Below are 21,431 nucleotides of genomic sequence, written 5' to 3' on the forward strand. Positions count from 1 at the left end.
ATAGATCACTGTTTAAGCATCACTACGCCTACCTGTAGCTAATGCTACACATTTCCTTTAAATCGCTAGTAACTCCCTTATACAACAACATTTTTAAAATATTTCTCCCCCTTTTGCAACTCTTTTTCACTTAAAAACAATCCTATTTTAGTAGGCCTCCAGAGTCGATTATCAACACTGAGAGCAAACTCATATTTTTGAAAAAATCTCCCCCTGCTTGATATAACCTCGCGCCAAAATGCTCGTCTAAACCACTTTTACCTGCTAATAAAATCCAAGTTAATCTACAAACAGTCAAATGCAACGCAGCGCTAAATTCTTCGCTAACCACGGCTATTTTTTAGGCAGCACTGTTTTATAAAATGTCAGTTTATCACTGCTATCAGGCCGGATGATTCAGCAGATGCCATTGAGACATCACATTCCATACTCTCTTTTTGCGTTAATCACTTTGCAGTAATTTTTAATCTTTGTCCCTCACAGTTGAGCATGTCTGATATCTGATACCACTAGCCTGCATCATATGCGATACCCACCGATTAATTCCCTCAGCAACGATTAATATATCTACTATTTCAATTTTTATATTCATATCTACAATAAAAGAGAGCAATTAAAAGAGTAAACATTATGTCCACAAAAATAGTGATAGCACATCGAGGCGCTTGTGGGTATTTACCTGAACATAGTATGGAAGCCAAAGCGATGGCACATGCGATGAATAGTGATTATATCGAGCAAGATGTGGTGATGAGTAAGGATGATCAATTAGTCGTACTACACGATCATTTTTTAGATGGCGTGACCAATGTAGCAGATGTTTTTCCACAACGCGCCCGAGACGATGGTCGATTTTACGTCATAGACTTTACATTGAGTGAGATGCAATCATTGCAGATGACAGAAGCTTTTATCGCCCCGGATCAAGCAATCTATCCTGCGCGATTTCCACTTTGGCAGTCTCGCTTTCGAGTTCATACCCTTGCACAAGAGATTGAACTAATTCAAGGCCTCAATAAAAGCCGCAACAAGAAAATTGGCATCTACCCAGAGATAAAAGCCCCCGCTTTTCATCGTTTTGAGGGCAAGGATATCTCTGTAGCCCTATTAAAGGTGTTAAAAAAATATGGCTATCAAAAACAATCTGATCCTATTTTCCTGCAATGTTTTGACCCCAATGAGTTAAAACGGATTAAATATAAACTATTTAACCTGATGGATATGCAATTAAGATTAGTGCAATTGATTCCTAAAACAGAGTGGCAGGAGACCTGTGTTTATGTTGATGGCAAAGTAATTAATTATGATTATGACTGGATGTTTGAAAACGGGGCAATGCAACAAATCAGTAATTATGCCGATGCGATTGGACCATGGTTTCCATTTATCATTGATCCAGGTTCGACCAAACACAATTTACTACTTACCCAACTCACAGCGCAAGCACACCAACACAAACTACAAGTGCACCCTTTCACTCTTCGTGCTGATAAAGGTGAAGTACCTGATTATGCAGAGAGCTTTGAAGAGTTGCTCACCCTTTTCTATTTCAACGCTGATGTTGATGGATTATTTACTGATTTTCCAGATGTAGCAGTGAAGTTATTGAGAGATTAAAATATGAAAAGTTTCCTCTATCCAGTACAAGCTAATTTGTAATAGTGAACGACTGAATGAGATTAGCGGTTATTACGAAGAGAAAATCAGGTAAGCGATATATTAGGGGGAAATAAAAAGCTAACCAAAAAGAAGATTGGTTAGCTTTGATAATCATACACATCCGTGTGCGGTTTGCTTTATGAAAAAGAAAGTAGGAGACAAACTAGCCTCGATTTTCTCTATTATTAAAATGTATTAACTTTTATTACCCTTTGTTACCACCAGCCGTTAAGCCACCCACTAACCATTTTTGTGCTAATAAAAATACGATAGTAATCGGTAATGCTGACAACACGGCTGCCGCTGCAAAATCACCCCATAGGTAGTTTTGAGGGTAAAGGTATTGCTGCATACCAACCGCTAAGGTGTATTTATCAACATCCACTAGCAGAATTGATGCTACCGGTACTTCGGTTATTGCTGCAACAAATGAGAGAATAAAAACCACTGCCAAAATAGGAACAGACAGTGGCAACAAAATCAACCTAAAGGTCTGCCAGGGAGTTGCACCATCCAGCGATGCGGCTTCTTCAAGTGATTTGTCAATCGTTTCAAAATAGCCTTTGATCGTCCACACATGCAGTGCGATACCACCAAGGTAGGCAAAGATTAATCCACCATGCGTATTTAGACCAAGGAATGGGATATATTGCCCAACCTTGTCGAATAGTGCATACAGTGCCACTAACGCAAGTACCGCAGGGAACATTTGGAAAATCAACATCCCTTCTAGCAATACTTTTTTACCTGCAAAGCGCATACGCGCAAAGGCATAAGCACAGGTTGTTGATAGCGCTAATACGAAAATCGATGTGATACCAGCGACCTTGATAGAGTTCCATAACCATAATAGAACTGGGAATGGCGGGTTAGTGATACTGCCATCAGCATTTGTTACCGCTATCCCTAGTGCTAACTTCCAATGCTCTAAGGTGGGATCCGTTGGAATCAATGATCCCGACGCAAAATTACCTTCACGAAATGATATCGCGACCACCATTAATAATGGGAAGAGAATCGCTGCACAAAATACCCATAAAAAGAGGTGTGCGAACCAAACACGTTTTTTTTCATTTTTAGATTTAACAATCGGCATCAGTTACCCCTTAAGCTTGTTGTTTTTTAGAAACACGTAGGTTTAATAACGCTAATGCACCTACAACGATAAAGATCAGTGTTGCAATTGCGCTCGCTAAACCAAAGTCTTGACCACCACCACCTTCAAAGGCGATACGGTAGGTGTAACTTACGAGTAAGTCAGTATGACCAGCTGGTGTTGATGAGCCGATAATATCTGGTGCACCATTAGTTAATAACTGAATCAGTACAAAGTTATTAAAGTTGAATGCAAAGCTTGCGATTAATAACGGTGTTAATGGTTTTATCATCAACGGTAATGTTATTTTGAAAAAGTTATCAAGTGGCCCTGCACCATCAATTGCTGAGGCTTCATACAGATCACTCGGAATTGATTTTAATAGCCCCATACATAGGATCATGATGTAAGGATAACCAAGCCAAGTATTCACGATCAGAATCATGGTTTTAGCCATGTAGGGGTCTGTAAACCAATTGACCTTAAAGTTAAATATCCCTTCTAGTAGCTGATTTATTTCACCAAAGCTTTGGTTAAAGAGACCTTTAAATATCAAAATGGAGATAAAGGCAGGCACTGCATAGGGTAAAATCAGTAACATACGATAAACCGCTTTACCTTTTAACTCATCCCATTGCACGATTGATGCAAGTACCAAACCGACAGCTAAGGTAAATAAAACCGTTAATCCTGCAAAAATAACTGTCCAGATAAATATCTGAATAAACGGCCCTTGAATGCCCTTATCTAAGAAGATACGTGTGAAGTTCTTCCAACCATTACCTACGACAAACCCGGGAGAGATGGTATCACCAACAAATTCACCCTGTGCATTGATCGCTTGGTAAAAGCCAGCGTCCATATTCGGTTTTAAAATTTCGCCATCGAATTGGCTAACGAGTGTGATGTTATCCTCTTGTAATTGATAAAGCGGGCTACTTGCGGAAAACTCACGTAAGCCACTCATCGATAAAGGGTGTCCATCGGATGAGATGATGTTTAATTTTGTTAATGCATCACGATTTTGAATAATGAAACGAATAGCTGCTTTAGTACCTGCTTTTTCACCATTACTCGGTGCTAACGTGATAGGTTCACTAGCGCCTAAATTAAATGCATCAGTTTGATAATTTTCACCATTTTTTTCAAAATGTAGTTGAATCTTGTAATTTTCAACTTGGTATAATTCAAACTGATAAGCTGAATTGGGTTGATCATAGGTTTTCGCAAGGAACTGCGTTTGTACTCGTTCAAAGGTAAGTTGATTAGTGCCGCTGTAATTAGTAAATGCAATACCAATGGTATACATCAGCGGGAAAATGATAAACACCACCATCGCGGCGACGCCTGGGTATATATAACGATGTGAATAGGTATCTTCGCGTGCAAAAATAACCACGCCAGATGCAACAACGACTAACGTTAATAGTGCAAAAATAGTCTCATTCTGAGCGTACATTAATACAATGGCGTAACCCGCCACTAACGAAACAAGTGTTAATACAATCCATTTAATCCAATTAGCTCGCACACTTAACGATTGCCCAGATTCAATTGCTTGATCCATAAATACCTCTTTTAACCCCACGTTCAATAAGGTGCAATGGATAGCCATTACACCTCTTTATTACAACTATTTGATAATACGTTCTGCTGCATCATCTAATGCATCAGAGACAGTTTGACGTCCCTGTACAGCATTGTTAATCGCGGTACGTTCTGCATACCAAAATTTCGACATTTCTGCGATATTAGGCATAATTTCACCTGTTTCTGCATTTAACATCGTTGCCGTAATACGCGGATCTTTTTCAAGCTCAGTTTGGAAAGATTTCAATGCAACAGCACCTAGTGGCTTATCGTTATTTACTGATGCTAAACCTTCATCTGTTAATAGGTAGTTTTCGATGAACTCTTTTGCTAACTCTTTATTAGGACTTGCACTGTTAATACCAGCCGTTAAAACACCAACGAATGGCTTAGCAGGTTGACCTTTGTATGTTGGCAATACAGCTACACCGTAGTTAATACCACTTTTATCGATGTTACCCCATGACCAAGGGCCATTGATTGTCATCGCCGTTTTACCGGTATTAAACGCAGATTCAGCAATTGAGTAATCTACATCTGGGCTTATCTCTTTACGCTCAATCATATCCACGATAAATTGTAACGCACCTTTAGAACCAGCATTATTTACGCCCGTATTTTTAGCATCGTAAGCACCATTTTTAAATGCAAATGCGTAACCGCCATCAGCAGCAATTAATGGCCATGTGAAGAACGGTTCTTTTAAGTTCCACATGATTGCAGATTTGTCTTCTTTCTTTAGACGTTCATCAATAGCACGTACTTCTTCCCATGATTTAGGAGGATTAGGCACTAGGTCTTTATTATAGATAAGAGAAAGTGACTCAACAGCAACCGGGTAACCAACATATTTATTATTATAAGTTACCGCATCCCATGTAAAATCAACCATTTTTGATTTTAAAGCAGCACTTGGTTTAACTTCAGCTAGTAAACCTGCTTGTGCCCATTGACCAAAACGGTCATGTGCCCAAAAGATGATATCTGGCCCATCACCTGTTGATGCTACTTGTTGATATTTTTCTTCTAATTTATCAGGGTGAGCAACGATCACTTTTACACCTGTATCCGCTTCGAATTTTTTACCCACTAACGCCAAACCGTCATAACCTTTGTCACCGTTAATCCATATTGTGATTTGACCTTCATCCATTTTCGCATGAGCAATATTTGCACTACTAAGTGCAACTAAAACTGAAACGGCAAGTGTACTGAGTGTTTTTTTCATAGTTATTACCTTTAATGAGTAGTTGATTATGATGGTTTGTTGTTATTTCCTTTTATTAACGATGCAAACAATAAGTCGCATAGCTAGCTAGGTCATCCCCCTATCAACTACGCCCCCTGCTATAACTAACATAAACAGCTGTAAACAAAAGGAATATAATCATCACAAAAAAACAAACATTTACTTTTGTTACAAAATGAAACAAGAATTGTGACAACTAAAGGCGTATAATAGTAAGGTTAACTGGTCTAGATGCGAATAAGTTAAATCGCACTACTAAAAATAATTAATACTTAAGTGGATGAGAGCAACATTTAAATTAATTCAGCTTTCACACGGATGTTAAACAAGAATAAGTAATACCGTTTTATTAAGGGTTACAGATGCTAATAAAGTCTAAATTAAATGCACCGCGAATAGTCAAGAATACTATCTCACGCTTAAATCTTTTCAATGATTTTGATGCCATAAAACTAGGGTTAATCACCGCGCCAGCAGGTTATGGAAAAACCAATTTGTTGTGTGAATGGGCAATACAAAAGCAGGATAATAGCGCGTGGTTTAGTATTGACAAGTATGATAATACTCCTCAACAATTCGCTAATTACTTTATTTTCAGCCTTGCCGAAATCGAAGGCATTAACTGCCCTGCAACGATTGAGATAGTAAAACAAAGCAATGAATTAGATCTTATTTCATTATTTACACTTTTCTTTAATGAAACCTCAGAGCAGCATGCCGCTATCAGTATCGTTTTTGATGACTTTCATCACATTACTGATAACAATATTTTACAGGCACTCAGTTTCTTCATTAAGCATATGCCGAACAATTGGCAAATGTTAATGAGTTCACGATCTCCAACACAGTTGCCAATCTCTAATTTACGCATTAAGCAGCAATTATTTGAGCTAAACATCGAAAAGCTCTCATTTAGCGATGAGGAAAGTTTACAGTTTTTTGAAGCAAGCCTTTCATTCTCATTACCTACGCCTGTCGTGCTCAATCTCAATCAAGCCGTTTCAGGCTGGCCAACAGCGTTACAGTTGGTTGCTATTTTAAGTAAAGATGCAGACAGTTTCTCTGAATACGCACAGCAGATTGCTCAAAATGAGCATATATACCTTTGGGATTATTTTGATGAAGAGGTTTTCACGCACTTATCAGAGCAACTGCAAACATTGTTATTGCGCATCGCACCATTGAGTAAAATCAATGCTCATATTATTAATCAACTTTGTGAAACCAATGAAGGTGCACCTTTACTGGCACAACTTAATGAACAAAGTAACTTGATTATTAAACTGCCTAAACAAGACGATTGGTATGCATGTAATAGTTTTTTAAAGAATTTCTTACGTTATAAAAGTCAGCAAAATAATATTAAGTTATTAACCGATAAAGAAGTAGCCACCTTATGGCTAGGACAACATCAAGCTGATGAAGCGATGCCATACGTATTACGTAGTGCAGACCAAGAACTCACTATTTCACTATTACAACAAGCTGGCTGGGCACTGTTTCATGATGGGCAGTTTAACCAACTACAAGAATGTTTTAGTTTAATTAAGCAAGCTATCTGGTTACACCCAGAGTTAGTTATCTTAAAAGCGTGGATGTTACAAAGTCATCATCAGCATTACAAAGTAGCGCCTTTCATTAAACAAGCTGAAAAAATGTTTAGCGAACATGATTTGACGTTATCACCCGAGACATTAAGTGAATTGATGGTGATAAAAGCGCAGATTTCGATAAACCAAGGGCGTATCAGTGATGCACTGAAACAGGCGCAAGATACATTATCTAATCTCGCAGCCCCAACCAGCACACGTACCAATATTATTGCTCAAACGATTATTGGTGAATCATATCACTGCCTGGGTAAACTAGAGCCCGCTTACCAATGCTTTCAAGAGGTAATATTACTGGCGAGTGAGCAAGATATGCACCAAAACATTATCTGGTGTTTATATCAGCAGGCTGAAATATTACAAGCACAAAGCTTGCATCAAAAAGCGGAAGACCATTTAAATAGCGCCATTATATTAATCAAAAAACATCATTTAGAGTCCCTGCCTTTGTATGCGTTCCCATTACACTTCAGAGTGCAAAGGGCTTACCAAGCGGGGCAATTTGAACTCGCGAACCAACTCTGTGAGCAAGCGCTTGAGGTACTTAAAACCTACGATGAACAATGGCTTTTATATACCTATACACTGCAAGCTAAAGTGGCACTCGAACGTGGAAGCAGTGACCAAGCTAAGCATTTGATCGACGAAGTCGAGCGCTTATTACGCAACCAAAATTATCACAGTGATTGGATCGCATCAGCAAATTACGCACGCCTAAAATATTGGCGACTCACTAACGATGTAGCTGCAATTGAAAAATGGTTACAGCAAGCACCAAAACCAGTCAGTGCATTTAACCATTTTGATCAATGCCATAACCGTAACCTTATTCGTGCTTTTATTAAGCTAGGGCAGTTTGATGAGGCCTTGCAGGTTGCACAAAAAAATATGTCTGATGCGCAATCTTGTGAATTACAGATGGAAGTCAACCGCAACTTAATTTTATTAACCAGTATCGAAACTAAGCTACAAAAATTCTCCAATGCAAAACTGCACCTACATCAGGCTGTTGAATCATCACTTTACACCGGGCTAGATACTTGTTTTATCAGAGAATCTGAAAACCATAAGCCAATTTACCAAGAGCTGGCAAATGACCCATCGATGATCGCTTCGGTTAAAACTAAACTGATGAAGTTACTGTCATTGTCAGGCATTAGCTTAAATGAAGGTCCTAAAAATCCTTTTGATAGTGCTGCAGTCATTAAAATTACCAATCATACGCGTACCCCACGTTTGGTAAAAAACATTCCACTCACACCACGTGAATGGCAAGTATTAGGCCTGATTCATTCCGGATGTCGTAATCATGAGATTGCCAACTCTATGGGAGTTGCTCCCACGACTATCAAATCACATATCCGTAATGTTTATCAGAAACTAGGGCTTGAAAACCGTAAAGAAGCGTTACAACTGAGTGAGCAATTAGTCGCCCTGATTTAATAAATTGTTTATCACCTACTAAGCATTGCATTTATAAAATGAAAAATAAATGCAATGATTACAACCACTAACAAGTAAAAATAACAGCTTACATTATATCCTCACCCCCTAATTTATATAATAATTGTCTACTCCCCCCTTTCAGGAGGAGGATGAATAACCATTATTCAGCCATAATGGCGACACTGAAAATCAAATTGACACAAATGAGAGGAAAACAGATGGCGAATGTCGTGCTAAAAAAAGTAACCAAAGCATTTGGCAATGTTGTGGTACAAAAGGACATCGATTTAGAGATCATTGATGGTGAGTTTATCGCTTTTGTTGGCCCTTCTGGCTGCGGTAAAACAACACTTTTACGCATGATAGCTGGGCTGGAAGATATTACTTCAGGCGACCTTTATATCGACAATAGACGCGTTAATGATATTCCACCTTCTGAGCGCTCTATCAGCATGGTGTTTCAATCATACGCGCTTTATCCACACCTTAATTTAAAAGATAATATGACTTTTGGTTTACGCCTTAAGAAGACCGATCCTAAAGAAATTGAAGAGCGCTTAGATTACGCGACTTCTATCTTGCAGCTTGGTAGCCAGTTAGAGAAAAAACCAAAAGAGTTATCAGGTGGGCAACAACAGCGTGTTGCTATTGGTCGTACCTTAGTGAACCGCCCTAAAGTATTGTTATTTGATGAACCACTATCAAACCTTGATGCATCATTACGTGTACAAATGCGTATTGAGATAAGTAAACTGCATAAACGCCTTAACTCAACCATGGTATACGTAACTCATGACCAAGTTGAAGCGATGACAATGGCAGATCGTATCGTCGTATTAGAAGGTGGCCGCATCGCACAAGTCGGTACCCCACTTGAGCTATACCATTATCCAGAAAATCGTTTTGTAGCAGGCTTTATTGGTTCTCCTAAAATGAACTTTATCAATGCGAAGGTAGTAGAGTTAAATAACGAAGGTGTTAAAGTTCAACTGCCTAACGGCTCAGCTTTAACAGTACAGGTTGAGCATGACAGCTTAACGGTCGGTGATTCTGTTTCTGTTGGTATTCGTCCTGAACATATTGATACTTCAGTATCAGAACAGTGTAATAGCGGCGAACCAGTAACAGAAGGTCTTACCTTAAGTAGTGAAATTCAAGTACTTGAACAACTTGGACATGAGACACAAATTTATGTTGAAGCAACTTGTATCGAAAGCGATCTTATTATTCGTTACTTTGATGTTGCTGATGTCGCGCTAGGACAGCAATTCAAATTCAGATTACCTGAATATCGCTGTCACCTGTTTAAGAAAGATGGGACCGCTTGTAAGCGTACCTATCAAGAGATAGGTGCTAAAAAATAGCACGTTAGGCCGCCTAACATAAGAAAATTTATTACCCATGTACAAGTGACATGGGTAATAAATATTAATCATTTATTACCCCTATAACTCAGCGTTTCTAGTTTAAGCAGCTTACTTTCCGTATTAACCAACAAAAAATGACTGGATACGATGCACTTAAATTAATGCTTGTAATGACAAACCTATTTCCCCGTAAGAATGACTACTCAGTAGCTTATTGAAGACTATAAGCCGCAAAAGTTCACCTGCTGAAAACCATAATCACTAAAAGAATGACATAGTGCAGATAAATGTTGTTGGTCGCTAAAATGCTGAGTGTAAAAGGCTTGATTTATCTTAATTTCAGCAACACCTTCGCTAGGATTATGCTGTTCTACCTCAAGTAACTGTTTAACACGTAATGCGATAGCTTCTCCCGAATCCACTAATTTAATCGGCCGTGTAAAGCAGGCAGCTATTTCAGCTTTAATTAACGGGAAGTGGGTACAGCCTAATACTAATGTATCAGGTTGTAGTTGCTCTTTACCCTCTATTTTCTGATCACTAGCTAACTCACTAAGCCAAGGTGCCAGCACCGCTTTAAAATCCTTAAGGGCAACAGGTTTACCAATCAACTTATCTTCCGCAAGTTTCACCAATTCAGTTGAACCAATACGTAAAACCGTTTTACCCGCTGCAAATTCATTAATCAGCTGACGAGTATAAATGCGTTCAATGGTAGCTGGCGTGGCTAATAACCCGATGACATTATTAGTGGTAATGCGTGTAGCAGGTTTGATAGCAGGTACCACTCCAACAATCGGTATAGAGAAATGTAATCTGAGGGCTTCAAGAGCAACCGTACTTGCCGAGTTGCATGCAATCACAACCAAATCAACAGGATGCTGAGACATAAAATCGGCTAATAATTGTGTAAGACGTTCAACTAATTTAGTTCGAGGCAATTCCCCATAAGGAAAATAGGCATTATCAAATAAATAATGACAGCTAATGCAAGGGTTTAGTTTAACAATCTGTTCGTAAACAGATAACCCTCCGACCCCAGAGTCAAATATAAGTATTCGCTTTACAGACATTAATATTAAGTTCCTTGGTAAAAAAAGTATTTTAGCCTGTAATCTAAGAAGAAAGAAATCAAATGATACTTCACCGCCTACTTAGCTTTAGATTACTCGCCATTATGATATAAATATAAATAACAAAAAGGAGGCAGCTCCCCCTCCCCATAATTAGAAGCGATACTTTATCGCTATTTGCAAAGGGAGTTAACTATTATTACGTCTCAAATATCAGTGATGCGCTCTCGTTTTGTTTAACTCAACTAATCGCATCATCATATTAATAGAGACTATCTACGCCCCCTTCTGCTCCCTATACCAATTTTTCTTTAGTCGTTATACTGCTCTTAGCTGGCAACCTTTACGCTGCTAATGATGAGTTATGCAAGGCAGCATGAGCAATCCTAAATAAACGCTAAGTGAAATACTAATACCTTTCTTTAAAGGACTTTTATATCAAGGACATTCTTATGATCAATCGTTTAAAATTAAATACAACTTGTGCAACATTGTTTTTTTCTCTGACTTTAGCAGGTTGCTCAAGCACCGCATTACACTCACCTAAAGCGAATAATCCCAATGCTTTCGTCAGTAATGCCGAAGCAAGTGAACAATTAGCTGAAAGCAAAACCTGCTGTGATAGTCTACAACAGTTAACATATCAACCATTGGATAACACAGAGGTGCAATACATCGCTTTTGATAACAATGCACTGTCTTATAACTTTGAAAGCGGTAAGAGCCTCTATAAGGCTTATAAAATAGATAAAAATATCAGTGAATTAAAGATGACAGTGAGTGGTCTATTTTACAATACGGTCTTTGTGCCACAGATATTATTACTGGATAGCAACTTTAAAAAGACACGTATTATCAGTGCCGATAAGTTTGCCTATATACCCGCAAAATTTCTAAATGGTGATCAGTTAACTGCAAGTTTGACTATTAAACGTCCAAATCTAAGTAATCCAAATAATGAAACCTACTTCGTTATATATACGACTCAGGAGGCGATTCAAGATACAACGACAGTCACTCATCCTGCTAAACTTGACGCGCGTGCACGTAGCCTTGCAGAGCCAAACATTGCAGATCCAGTGATCAGCCACTCTGCAATGGGGGTTGTAAAAATTGAATTTGAAACAGAGAATAATAGCGATGACTATGTGGCATCAGAGGTGGCATCAGAGCCCGCACCAGTTGAGCAGCAACTACAAAACAATGTCACAGACCGTCAGTTTAATGAAATGATCACCACGGCTGTTGAAAATAATGAGATAGAAAAAGCGATGCAACTTGTTGACCAAGCAGAGGCGGCAGGCTCAACAAGCGCCCGCGATACATTTGTAGATGCAATCAAAAAATAATAAGCTCCTTTCTAATAGCTGTCAGCCTTGTGCTGCCGGCTATCTGAAACAGAGGTATCAAATCACGCTACAACAACCCAGCTTCTCCTTTCTAATGAGCTCCATTAGTTAATTTATTTACCCCCCTCCCTTCATGACTCAAGATAATGACTAATACTATCTATAATTAGTGTTGGTAACTGGCGTTAAATCCTTTAAAATCTTGCCTCTCAAACTATCAAGCTATTAAGCTATCAAAAAAGGTTAAAATAAGTATGCAATTCGTTGATCCAGAAAATTATGAAAAGCAGCTAGATGCTAAAAAGTCCCAGTTTAACGAACAATTTGCCACTTTTAACCTGCCAGAACTTGAAGTATTTGCTTCACCAAAACAGCACTACCGCATGCGCAGTGAGTTCCGTGTTTGGCATGACGGGGATGACCTGTATTACATTATGTTTGATCAGGCGACGAAACAAAAAATTCGAGTTGATCAATTTCCACCAGCGAGTCAATTAATCAACGATGTGATGCAACAACTTATTGATCTACTAAAAGTAAATAAGACACTACGTTTTAAGTTATTTCAGATTGACTTCATATCGACCCTAAGTGGTCAAATCGTCGTCAGCCTGCTTTATCATAAGCAACTTGATGAGCAATGGGTTGAAGAGGCTAATAAATTAAAAGCGACATTATCAACACAGTTTGATATCAATTTTATTGGTCGTGCTAAAAAACAGAAGTTCTTATTAGATAAAGACTACGTGATTGAGTCTCTACAGGTAGATGGACAGACTTTGATTTATCAACAGGTTGAAAATAGCTTTACACAGCCAAATGCAGCCGTTTCTATCAATATGTTGGAATGGGCAATTGATTGTACTCGTGATAGTCAAGGAGACCTGCTTGAGTTGTACTGTGGTAACGGAAACTTCTCCATTGCACTGGCAAAAAACTTCGATAAAGTATTAGCAACCGAGATAGCAAAACCATCGGTTCATTCAGCGCAATATAATATTGCTGAAAACAACATTGATAACCTGACGATTATTCGTATGTCAGCAGAAGAGTTTACACAAGCGATTAATAAAGAGCGCACCTTTAATCGCCTCGAGGGAATTAACCTTGATGATTACCAATGTAATACTATTTTTGTTGACCCACCTCGCTCAGGCCTTGATGATGAAACAGTAAAAATGGTGCAAACCTACGATAACATTATGTACATCAGCTGTAACCCAGATACGCTACAGGCCAATATGCAGGTATTTAATGAAACACATGAAGTGAAACGTTTTGCCCTTTTTGACCAATTTCCATATACCCACCACACAGAAGCGGGTGTATTTTTAGTAAGACGTTAATATATTAAACGGGTAAGACTAAAAAACGACAAGCCCTGCTTTAATAAAAGTAGGGCTTTTTTATTGCAAGAGGTTCGGGGCGATAAAATAGAGAGGTACAGCTCACTTTTCAATCTATCGGTTAGAGACAAATTACGCACATAGCTTTATTATCATCTAAAAATTAACTAAACAAAAAGGCAAGCAGTGTGAATGACTTTCTTTTAGATAAGATAATAGCAGCGCAACATGCATTTCTATCCTGTCATGATACAAAAAGCCTGATTACTACCACTTCACATTTTTTATCACAGAGCCTACAACCTGACGATATTCTTTTTTGTATTGAAGGTGATCAGTTTCGATGTTTAGCACAACACAAAGCTGGTAAACCTATTCATCATTTGGATTGCTCCAAAACTAATTTAGATTCTGCTAGCAATAACGATATCAGCAGCGAAAAGTTATGGTCACTTGCAAAACAAGAGAAGCAACTATCACCCTACCTACCAATTACGTATTTACAGATTAATGATGCTGATAATAAAAAACAGGATTGGTATTGTTTAAAATTACAGATGAAGAATAAAAAAGGGATATTCATTTTTTTACGATCCCCATCGAATGAAATAATAGAATTTTGGAAAAATGATCCTTTACCGAGTGCATTGATGATGCAATTTTTTCATTTATTTCAAAAACTAAGACTAAATTCATACTGTAATGTACAACTCACAAATCGAGATAAAAAAGAGGCATTATATCTACAAAAAATTCAACAACAGCAGGAATTCTCATCTAAAATTTTGAAATTACAAGAGATTACTCAAGAGCTAATTTCCAGCTCAAGTTTAGACAACCTTTATAAAAATTCAGTTGAAGCATTGCGCACTATTCTTGGTTTTGATCGCACTGGATTGATTTTAGTAGACCAGAATCAACAATTAATATACTTCACTTACGGCACTGATATTGAAGGTAAAACCATAGATGAAAGTACACTGATTTATGATATTGAAGCATTACCTGAACAGGTACAGCATGCAGTATTACATACTGAAAAACGTATTGAAGTTATTAACAACACCGCGCTTTATGACGTCGATAAGGTCGTTGGGATTGGCTGGAATGCAATTGTTATCCTGCGTGATGGAGACAACTTAATAGGCTGGATCTCAATTGATAATTTATTAAACCATCGGCCATTGCTTAGTTATGAAAAAGAGTTATTAACACTCTACAGCAGCATGCTTAGCACCGCGATCATACAGAAAAGAGAAGAGAGTAATATTAAACTATTACATAGCTCCGCTTTACAGTTATCACATCAAGTAACGGAACTTGATATCTGTAAAACAGCTGTCGAAATTACGCGTAAAAAATTGAGGATTGATAGAGCTGCCATATTTTTAAGTTATGATAATGGGAAAACTATATTTGGTACCTTTGGCACCGATGCAAGTGGACAACTAACCGATGAAAGTAAATTTCATGAACCTTTGTCAAAGCATTCACTACTCACTTTAGCCAAATCTATGCCTCATCAACTTACTTTTGAAGCCTCTGCACCACTCTATGAAAATGGAAAGGTTGTTGGTCATGGCTGGAATGCAGCCCTGTTATTACACACTCAAGAACAAGTTATAGGTTTTTTGGTAATAGATAACCTAATCAACAAACGCTCTCTCACAAGCCAAACAGAAGATCTATTAACACTATTTGTTTCAAATCTAGCCGAAATCATTACCCGAAAACGTGCCGAAGAATCGGTTTATAGGTTCAATAATGAATTAGAAAATTTAGTAGAAAAGCGCACATCAGAGCTCGCTAGGGTAAATGATAAATTAGAGGAGAGTAATAGGAAGCTTGAGCAACTCTCCCTAGTGGATTCATTAACAGGCATTGCCAATCGACGCCACTTCGATAAAAACTATAAAAAAGAATGGGCTAAAGCATGCCGTAATAACCAAAATTTATCAGCAGTTATGCTTGATATTGATTACTTTAAAGCCTACAACGATCATTATGGCCACCAGCTGGGAGATCAGTGCCTTAAAGATGTCGCTAATATCGTCCAACAACATTTTCGACGAGCTGATGAGTTAGTCGCTCGATATGGCGGTGAAGAGTTTATTATTTTATTGACTCACTCAACACCAGAGCAAGTAAAGAAACGCGTTCAGGGTGCGATAGATGAGCTTTATACTATCAATATAAATCACAGGGAATCACCTTTACAAAGAGTGACGCTATCCGCCGGCATTGCCACTCTCAATATCCATAAAAGAATGTTACCAGCAACACTGATAAAGTGGGCTGATGAAGCACTTTATCAAGCTAAATCAGAGGGCAGAAATAAAGTCGTACACAAAGGGTACGAACATATTAATTCGCTTTAATGTAAGACCCAATCACTGTGACGGGATATTCAGCATTTATCTGCTCAAGGGAGGCGTGAATATTTTCATCTAGTTGGTGACCATCAATATCAATAAAGAAATGATATTTACCAAACTGTGACTTGGTTGGGCGAGACATAATCGATGTTAAATTAACTTTCTTACTCGCGAAAGCATTAACGATATTTCCCAATACCCCTGGACAATCATTTTCATTTTTAACCACTAAAGTCGTTTTATAGCGCGCACCTTTTAAACGTGGCTGAGCTTGTTTAGTTAACACTAGAAAGCGAGTCTGATTATTTTCATAATTAGTGACATTTTTATTAATTAAATAATCACTTTTCACCTGTGCAAGTGCATGATGAGGAATAATAGCCCCCGCACCAATGCCTTTATTTTCTGCCAGCAATAACGACTCAATATTACTCTGCGTATTATGTATGCGTACACCGCTTAGCTGATTTATAAATTCAGAACACTGCCCATGTGCGACAAACTGCACATAAAGATCAGTTAACTGTGAATGGTTTTTACAATTAGCGACAAAAGAGAATTGAATATCAAGTAATAGCTCTGAAACAACAATTAAGTCGGTACTGAGCAGGTGCTCTAAGACAACTTGAACATAACCTTCAGACAGATTCTCAATGGGTAATACACCATATTCGCATTCACTACCTATCGCGTTAAAGGTTTCTGATAAGGAGCTGAAATAGGTGATATTAAAAGGCTGAGATTGTGAGTTGATATATTGCTGTGTTGCTAAATCAGAAAAGGTTTCTTTAGGGCCAAGTGTTGCAATATTAAGCATAAACTACCATGTATAATTTAAAGACAGGATCAAAAAAGGTGAGTTAAACTCACCTTTTATTTTACGCAAAATCCATATTACTTTGCAGTTTTTTTATGGCATTCGCTTCTAGTTGTCGAATACGTTCAGCAGAGATGTTATATCGAGCAGCTAAGTCATGCAATGTTGCTTTGGGCTCACTCAACCAACGCGAGCTAACAATGTCTTGGCTACGTGAATCAAGTGTTGAAAGTGCCGAGTAAAGTTTGTTTTTCATGGTTAACTGATTATTGTCAGCCTCAAACTGTATGGCAACATCTGCGGTTTTATCTTCAAGATACTGTACCGGTGCAAAACTACTTTCATCGTCATCATCACCACTAAGATCAAAAGACTGATCTTGCCCATTAAGGCGAGACTCCATCTCTAATACATCTTTAGTCGTAACATTTAGGTTTGTTGCTACGTTTTCAACCTCTTCTTGACTAAACCAACCAAGGCGTTTCTTTGCTTTGCGTAGGTTAAAGAAAAGTTTGCGCTGTGCTTTAGTGGTTGCAATTTTAACCATACGCCAGTTGCGAATAACATATTCATGTATTTCCGCTTTAATCCAGTGCACAGCAAAAGAGACTAGACGAACACCAACAGAAGGGTCAAAACGCTTTACCGCTTTCATTAACCCAACATTACCCTCTTGGATTAAATCTGCTTGTGGTAAACCATAACCCGCATAGCTTTTTGCAACATATGCAACAAAACGCAGATGTGACATCACTAATTTTTTAGCGGCTTCTAAATCTCCATCATTAAATAGGCGTGTTGCTAACTCTTTCTCCTCATCTGCACTGAGCATAGGAAAATGATTTACTGATTGAACATAGGCTTCAATACTTCCCTGAGGAACTAAACTCATTGAATTTATTGTACTGCTCATGTCTACCCCTTTTAAAATTATGATGGTATAAAATATTTAGACGCTGATTATATAATACAAGTTCAAAAAAAAAACAAACTTTTTTAACTGGCGAGTAAAAATTGGTTGTAGCGACTATTTTTAAGCTGGCGTTTTACTAAACGTGATAACCAATACTCACCAAGTGAGTGATCTTTCACAATACTTCTAAAATAAAGAGAATTTAACGATAACTCATCAGTCCCAGTTAGCTCTAATAAAGCATAACCAATCACAGTATTGTCTTGACGAATAATGAGTAAATCACTGCTCTTGTCAAGTAGTTTATGTGTAGATTCATCTAATTGATTTTGTAAACTTTCATGTATTAGCGTTTGGCAAATTGGAGAAAAAACAGAGGTTAACTTTATATCAATTACTTTATGCATATAGGCTCACAATTTATCGAACAAAAAAACAACTTTCGTGACTTACCTCACATAGTACAGATTAAAAAAGAGAGGTCAACTAAAAACCTCTCCTTTACATAAACACTATCTCACTAAATGCATCTGATTTATTTAGATTATTTAGGTTATTTAGGTTCAATTTTTACTAAATACTGTTTCACTGATATGTATGAAGCAACAAAACCGAGTGCCGTAGCAATTCCCAATAAAGTAGCGACCTCTTTAAAATTAAGGAGAGATATTTCAAATTGAAGCTGATACAGCCCCATTAAGCTCATTACACCTGACTGTAACCAGATTACCATTGCAACGGTTAATAACCATGCAATTGTACCGCCTAATAACCCATACCAAGCGCCTGCATATAAGTAAGGTCGTTGGATAAAGCTATTGGTGGCCCCGACTAATTTTAGTACTTCAATCTCATCGCGATGATTAAGTATATTGAGTCGAATTGTATTACTCACAATCAATAGCACAGAAATTAACAACAAAGCAGCTATCGCAATTACGATATCAACCAACAGCTCTAATATCGCCTGTAATTTTTCTATCCAATCCAAGTCAACACGTACCAGGTCAATTCCCTGTTCACGCTGCAACTTAGCAACCAGTAACTTACTACCCGCTGAGGTCATTGCATCTTTAGTTGGTACAACCACTAAGACTGCAGGTAATGGATTTTCATCAAGATAATTAAGCGCTTTAGAGAAAGATGACATCTCTTTAAACTCTTCTAACGCTTGATGGCGAGAGATATAGGTTACAGAGTCAATATCGTTATACAGTGCTAATTTGTTGATCAACACTTGAACACGTGGCTCTGAGATATCTTTATTTAAGAAAAGACTTATTTCAGAAGCGCCATCCCACTGCCCTGTCACACGCTCTGCATTTTTATAGAGTACATTGAAAACGCTTGGTAACGACAGTGCTAAGCCCAATACAAAAACAGTCATCAAGGTAGCAATGGGTGTTTTCCATAACTCAGAAAAACTCGTAAACACTTGTTGAAAATGTTGACTGATAACGGCAGAAACACGCCCCAAAAATGAAACTTTTTTGATGCGAGGTGAGCCTGACAATACTTTTCTATCTTCCATTTTATTAGCCATTACGTTCTCTCATTAGTCCATCATTGATCATCTCACCATCTTTTAACGTTAATGTTCGATAACGCATTTTGGCAATCAGTCCGAGATCATGTGTTGCAATTAACACAGACATTCCATATTCATTTAATGATTCAAATAAACTTAGAATTTCTAATGACAATTTAGGATCAAGATTACCCGTTGGTTCATCTGCTAAAAGCAGAGGAGGTTGATTGATGATGGCACGTGCAATACCAACACGCTGTTGTTCACCACCAGAAAGATTAATCGGAGCAAAATCCTCTTTGCCCATCAACCCTACTTTTTCAAGTGCCGCTAAACTGCGACGCTTAATTTCATAACGACTGTAACCTTCAATAAGCAACGGTAAGCCAACATTTTCTAATACACTACGGTGCATCAATAAACGATGGTCTTGAAAAATCATACCTATATGGCGACGCAAGTAAGGAATGTCGTCACCTTTAATATTACTTATATCGTTACCATTGAGTACCATACGTCCGGTTGTAGGGCGTTCCATCAAGCTAATAAGCTTTAATAGTGTACTTTTACCTGAGCCGGAGTGACCGGTTAAAAAAGCCATCTCCCCTTGCTTTAAGTGGAAGTCCACCTGCTTTAGCGCAGCATGTTCACCTGCATAAATCTTACTGACCTCTTCAAATAAAATCATGGTTAATTTTCATCCTTTAAATCATCCTCTTTTGAGAAAAGTGCATCGATAAACTCTTTCGCATTAAACTCTCGCAGATCATCAATCCCTTCGCCCGTCCCTATGTAGCGAATCGGTAACTTAAATTTATCTGCAATCGAAAAAATTATTCCACCTTTTGCCGTACCATCTAATTTAGTTAATGTAATTCCAGTTAACCCAACAGCTTGATTAAACAAGTTAACTTGGCTAATCGCATTTTGCCCGGTTCCTGCATCGATGGTCAACATTATTTCATGCGGTGCAGTCGCGTCTTTTTTACGCATAATACGTACCACTTTGGTAAGCTCATCCATCAAGTGATCTTTATTTTGTAAACGCCCAGCGGTATCTGCAATCAATATATCTGCACCACGCGCTTTAGCTGCATCCATCGCATCAAACAAAACAGAAGCACTATCGGATCCCGTTTGTTGTGCGATAACCGGGATATTATTTCTCTCGCCCCAGACTTGCAATTGCTCAACAGCAGCAGCACGGAAAGTATCGCCCGCTGCTAACATCACTGACTTACCTTGTTGTTGGTACTGTTTAGCTAGTTTACCAATGGTCGTTGTCTTACCAACACCATTTACACCGACCATTAAAATAACATAGGGTGATTTAGTTTCATCAATCACCAATGGTTTTTCAACTTCTTCTAAAATACTAGAAAGTTCTTCTTTTAATAGACCATATAACGCATCTGCATCTTTAAGTTGCTTTCTGTCCGCTTGCTCAGTCAGGCTATCTATTATTTTTAGTGTGGTATCAACACCAATATCGGCTACAATTAACTGCTCTTCTAACTCTTCAAAAAGATCATCATCAATCTTCTTGCCTTTAAACATAGAAAACAGACCACTACCAATGCTTAAACGGGTCTTGGTTAAACTTTGTTTGAATCGAGCAAAAAAACCTAACGGTTTTTCTTTTTTCTTCTCAACTGGCTTTTCTGTTTCTAAACGCTCTGCCTCTAAACGTTCAGCCTCTAAACGCTCAGCTTCTAAACGCTCAGCTTCTAAACGCTCAGCTTCTAAACGCTCAGCTTCTAAACGCTCAGCTTCTAAACGTTCAGCCTCTAAACGCTCAGCCTCTAAACGTTCATCTTCTATGCGCTTAACCTCTGCACGTTCCTCTTTTAGACGAGCAGCTTCTGCGCGTGAAGCTTCAAAACGAGCAAAAAGCCCAAGTTTTTTCTCTGATTTTTTTTCTGCTTCTGCTTTCTCTACAGCTAGTTTCTCAGCTTCTAGTTTTTCTGCCTCTAAACGTTCTGCTTCAGCTTTCTCCGCAGCTAGTTTCTCAGT

General features: G+C 38.1%; 16 protein-coding genes. 6 read left to right on the top strand and 10 right to left on the bottom strand.

The genetic code is table 11. The features are described 5' to 3' along the window. Positions 1-630 precede the first annotated feature (630 nt). Positions 631-1,617 carry a glycerophosphodiester phosphodiesterase gene (gene glpQ, locus QQK09_RS16990; RefSeq protein ID WP_284205364.1) on the top strand — a complete coding sequence of 329 codons (987 nt, stop codon included), beginning with the start codon at positions 631-633 and terminating at the stop codon, positions 1,615-1,617. Positions 1,618-1,864: 247 nt separating this feature from the next. Here the strand turns inward: glpQ and malG are convergent, their stop codons facing one another. From malG to malE, 3 genes are read right to left on the bottom strand one after another with little or no spacing between them, the layout of a single operon-like run. Then, positions 1,865-2,755, bottom strand: a complete 891-nt coding sequence (gene malG, locus QQK09_RS16995) for a maltose ABC transporter permease MalG (RefSeq protein WP_284205365.1) — start codon at positions 2,753-2,755, stop codon at positions 1,865-1,867. Positions 2,756-2,765: 10 nt separating this feature from the next. After that, on the bottom strand, positions 2,766-4,370 hold the full coding sequence (gene malF / locus QQK09_RS17000) for a maltose ABC transporter permease MalF (protein WP_284205366.1): 1,605 nt from the start codon (positions 4,368-4,370) through the stop codon (positions 2,766-2,768). Between the two features lie 18 nt (positions 4,371-4,388). Further along, positions 4,389-5,573 carry a maltose/maltodextrin ABC transporter substrate-binding protein MalE gene (gene malE / locus QQK09_RS17005; protein WP_284205367.1) on the bottom strand — a complete coding sequence of 395 codons (1,185 nt, stop codon included), beginning with the start codon at positions 5,571-5,573 and terminating at the stop codon, positions 4,389-4,391. Between the two features lie 383 nt (positions 5,574-5,956). Here malE and malT point away from each other — a divergent pair, with 383 nt between their 5' ends. Further along, positions 5,957-8,647, top strand: a complete 2,691-nt coding sequence (gene malT / locus QQK09_RS17010; RefSeq protein WP_284205368.1) for an HTH-type transcriptional regulator MalT — start codon at positions 5,957-5,959, stop codon at positions 8,645-8,647. A 221-nt stretch (positions 8,648-8,868) separates the two neighbouring features. After that, the gene (gene malK, locus QQK09_RS17015) at positions 8,869-10,014 is read left to right on the top strand and encodes a maltose/maltodextrin ABC transporter ATP-binding protein MalK (RefSeq protein ID WP_284205423.1); all 1,146 of its coding nucleotides are present in this window, start codon (positions 8,869-8,871) and stop codon (positions 10,012-10,014) included. Positions 10,015-10,238: 224 nt separating this feature from the next. Here malK and murI read toward each other — a convergent pair whose 3' ends face one another. Then, entirely contained in the window at positions 10,239-11,090 is an 852-nt protein-coding gene (murI, locus tag QQK09_RS17020) for a glutamate racemase (protein WP_284205369.1), read from the bottom strand. Positions 11,091-11,542: 452 nt separating this feature from the next. Between murI and QQK09_RS17025 the strand changes: the two genes are divergently transcribed. From QQK09_RS17025 to QQK09_RS17035, 3 genes are all read left to right on the top strand, one after another. Further along, the gene (locus tag QQK09_RS17025) at positions 11,543-12,439 is read left to right on the top strand and encodes a MalM family protein (RefSeq protein ID WP_284205370.1); all 897 of its coding nucleotides are present in this window, start codon (positions 11,543-11,545) and stop codon (positions 12,437-12,439) included. A 248-nt stretch (positions 12,440-12,687) separates the two neighbouring features. Continuing rightward, entirely contained in the window at positions 12,688-13,785 is a 1,098-nt protein-coding gene (gene trmA / locus QQK09_RS17030; RefSeq protein WP_284205424.1) for a tRNA (uridine(54)-C5)-methyltransferase TrmA, read from the top strand. Between the two features lie 188 nt (positions 13,786-13,973). After that, a complete protein-coding gene (locus tag QQK09_RS17035) occupies positions 13,974-16,163 on the top strand; it encodes a sensor domain-containing diguanylate cyclase (RefSeq protein WP_284205371.1) in 2,190 nt (729 codons plus the stop codon). On the opposite strand, the gene QQK09_RS17040 is transcribed toward QQK09_RS17035, so the two are convergent. From QQK09_RS17040 to ftsY, 6 genes are all read right to left on the bottom strand, one after another. Beyond that, positions 16,150-16,977, bottom strand: a complete 828-nt coding sequence (locus tag QQK09_RS17040) for a prephenate dehydratase (RefSeq protein WP_284205372.1) — start codon at positions 16,975-16,977, stop codon at positions 16,150-16,152. The genes QQK09_RS17035 and QQK09_RS17040 overlap by 14 nt on opposite strands. A gap of 61 nt (positions 16,978-17,038) precedes the next feature. Next, complete coding sequence (rpoH, locus tag QQK09_RS17045; RefSeq protein WP_284205373.1) at positions 17,039-17,890, bottom strand: RNA polymerase sigma factor RpoH; 852 nt, start codon at positions 17,888-17,890, stop codon at positions 17,039-17,041. A gap of 83 nt (positions 17,891-17,973) precedes the next feature. Next, positions 17,974-18,297: a hypothetical protein gene (locus QQK09_RS17050; protein WP_284205374.1), complete on the bottom strand. Its 324-nt coding sequence runs from the start codon at positions 18,295-18,297 to the stop codon at positions 17,974-17,976. A gap of 146 nt (positions 18,298-18,443) precedes the next feature. After that, a complete protein-coding gene (gene ftsX, locus QQK09_RS17055; RefSeq protein ID WP_284205375.1) occupies positions 18,444-19,433 on the bottom strand; it encodes a permease-like cell division protein FtsX in 990 nt (329 codons plus the stop codon). Beyond that, positions 19,426-20,106, bottom strand: coding sequence for a cell division ATP-binding protein FtsE (gene ftsE, locus QQK09_RS17060; protein WP_284205376.1), 681 nt, complete (start codon positions 20,104-20,106; stop codon positions 19,426-19,428). The genes ftsX and ftsE overlap by 8 nt, the downstream gene beginning before the upstream one ends. 2 nt (positions 20,107-20,108) lie before the next feature. Next, positions 20,109-21,431, bottom strand: a 1,323-nt coding sequence (gene ftsY / locus QQK09_RS17065) for a signal recognition particle-docking protein FtsY (RefSeq protein ID WP_284205377.1), incomplete at its 5' end; no start/stop codon positions are given.

The organism is Psychromonas marina (genome assembly GCF_030161115.1).
In the GTDB taxonomy this organism is placed as follows: domain Bacteria; phylum Pseudomonadota; class Gammaproteobacteria; order Enterobacterales; family Psychromonadaceae; genus Psychromonas; species Psychromonas marina.

Excerpts from the sequence above, each read along its gene's own strand:
- glpQ (WP_284205364.1), top strand. The coding sequence starts at position 631 with ATGTCCACAAAAATAGTGATAGCACATCGAGGCGCTTGTGGGTATTTA.
- malG (WP_284205365.1), bottom strand. The coding sequence starts at position 2,755 with ATGCCGATTGTTAAATCTAAAAATGAAAAAAAACGTGTTTGGTTCGCA.
- malF (WP_284205366.1), bottom strand. The coding sequence starts at position 4,370 with ATGGCTATCCATTGCACCTTATTGAACGTGGGGTTAAAAGAGGTATTT.
- malE (WP_284205367.1), bottom strand. The coding sequence starts at position 5,573 with ATGAAAAAAACACTCAGTACACTTGCCGTTTCAGTTTTAGTTGCACTT.
- malT (WP_284205368.1), top strand. The coding sequence starts at position 5,957 with ATGCTAATAAAGTCTAAATTAAATGCACCGCGAATAGTCAAGAATACT.
- malK (WP_284205423.1), top strand. The coding sequence starts at position 8,869 with ATGGCGAATGTCGTGCTAAAAAAAGTAACCAAAGCATTTGGCAATGTT.
- murI (WP_284205369.1), bottom strand. The coding sequence starts at position 11,090 with ATGTCTGTAAAGCGAATACTTATATTTGACTCTGGGGTCGGAGGGTTA.
- QQK09_RS17025 (WP_284205370.1), top strand. The coding sequence starts at position 11,543 with ATGATCAATCGTTTAAAATTAAATACAACTTGTGCAACATTGTTTTTT.
- QQK09_RS17040 (WP_284205372.1), bottom strand. The coding sequence starts at position 16,977 with ATGCTTAATATTGCAACACTTGGCCCTAAAGAAACCTTTTCTGATTTA.
- rpoH (WP_284205373.1), bottom strand. The coding sequence starts at position 17,890 with ATGAGCAGTACAATAAATTCAATGAGTTTAGTTCCTCAGGGAAGTATT.
- QQK09_RS17050 (WP_284205374.1), bottom strand. The coding sequence starts at position 18,297 with ATGCATAAAGTAATTGATATAAAGTTAACCTCTGTTTTTTCTCCAATT.
- ftsX (WP_284205375.1), bottom strand. The coding sequence starts at position 19,433 with ATGGCTAATAAAATGGAAGATAGAAAAGTATTGTCAGGCTCACCTCGC.
- ftsE (WP_284205376.1), bottom strand. The coding sequence starts at position 20,106 with ATGATTTTATTTGAAGAGGTCAGTAAGATTTATGCAGGTGAACATGCT.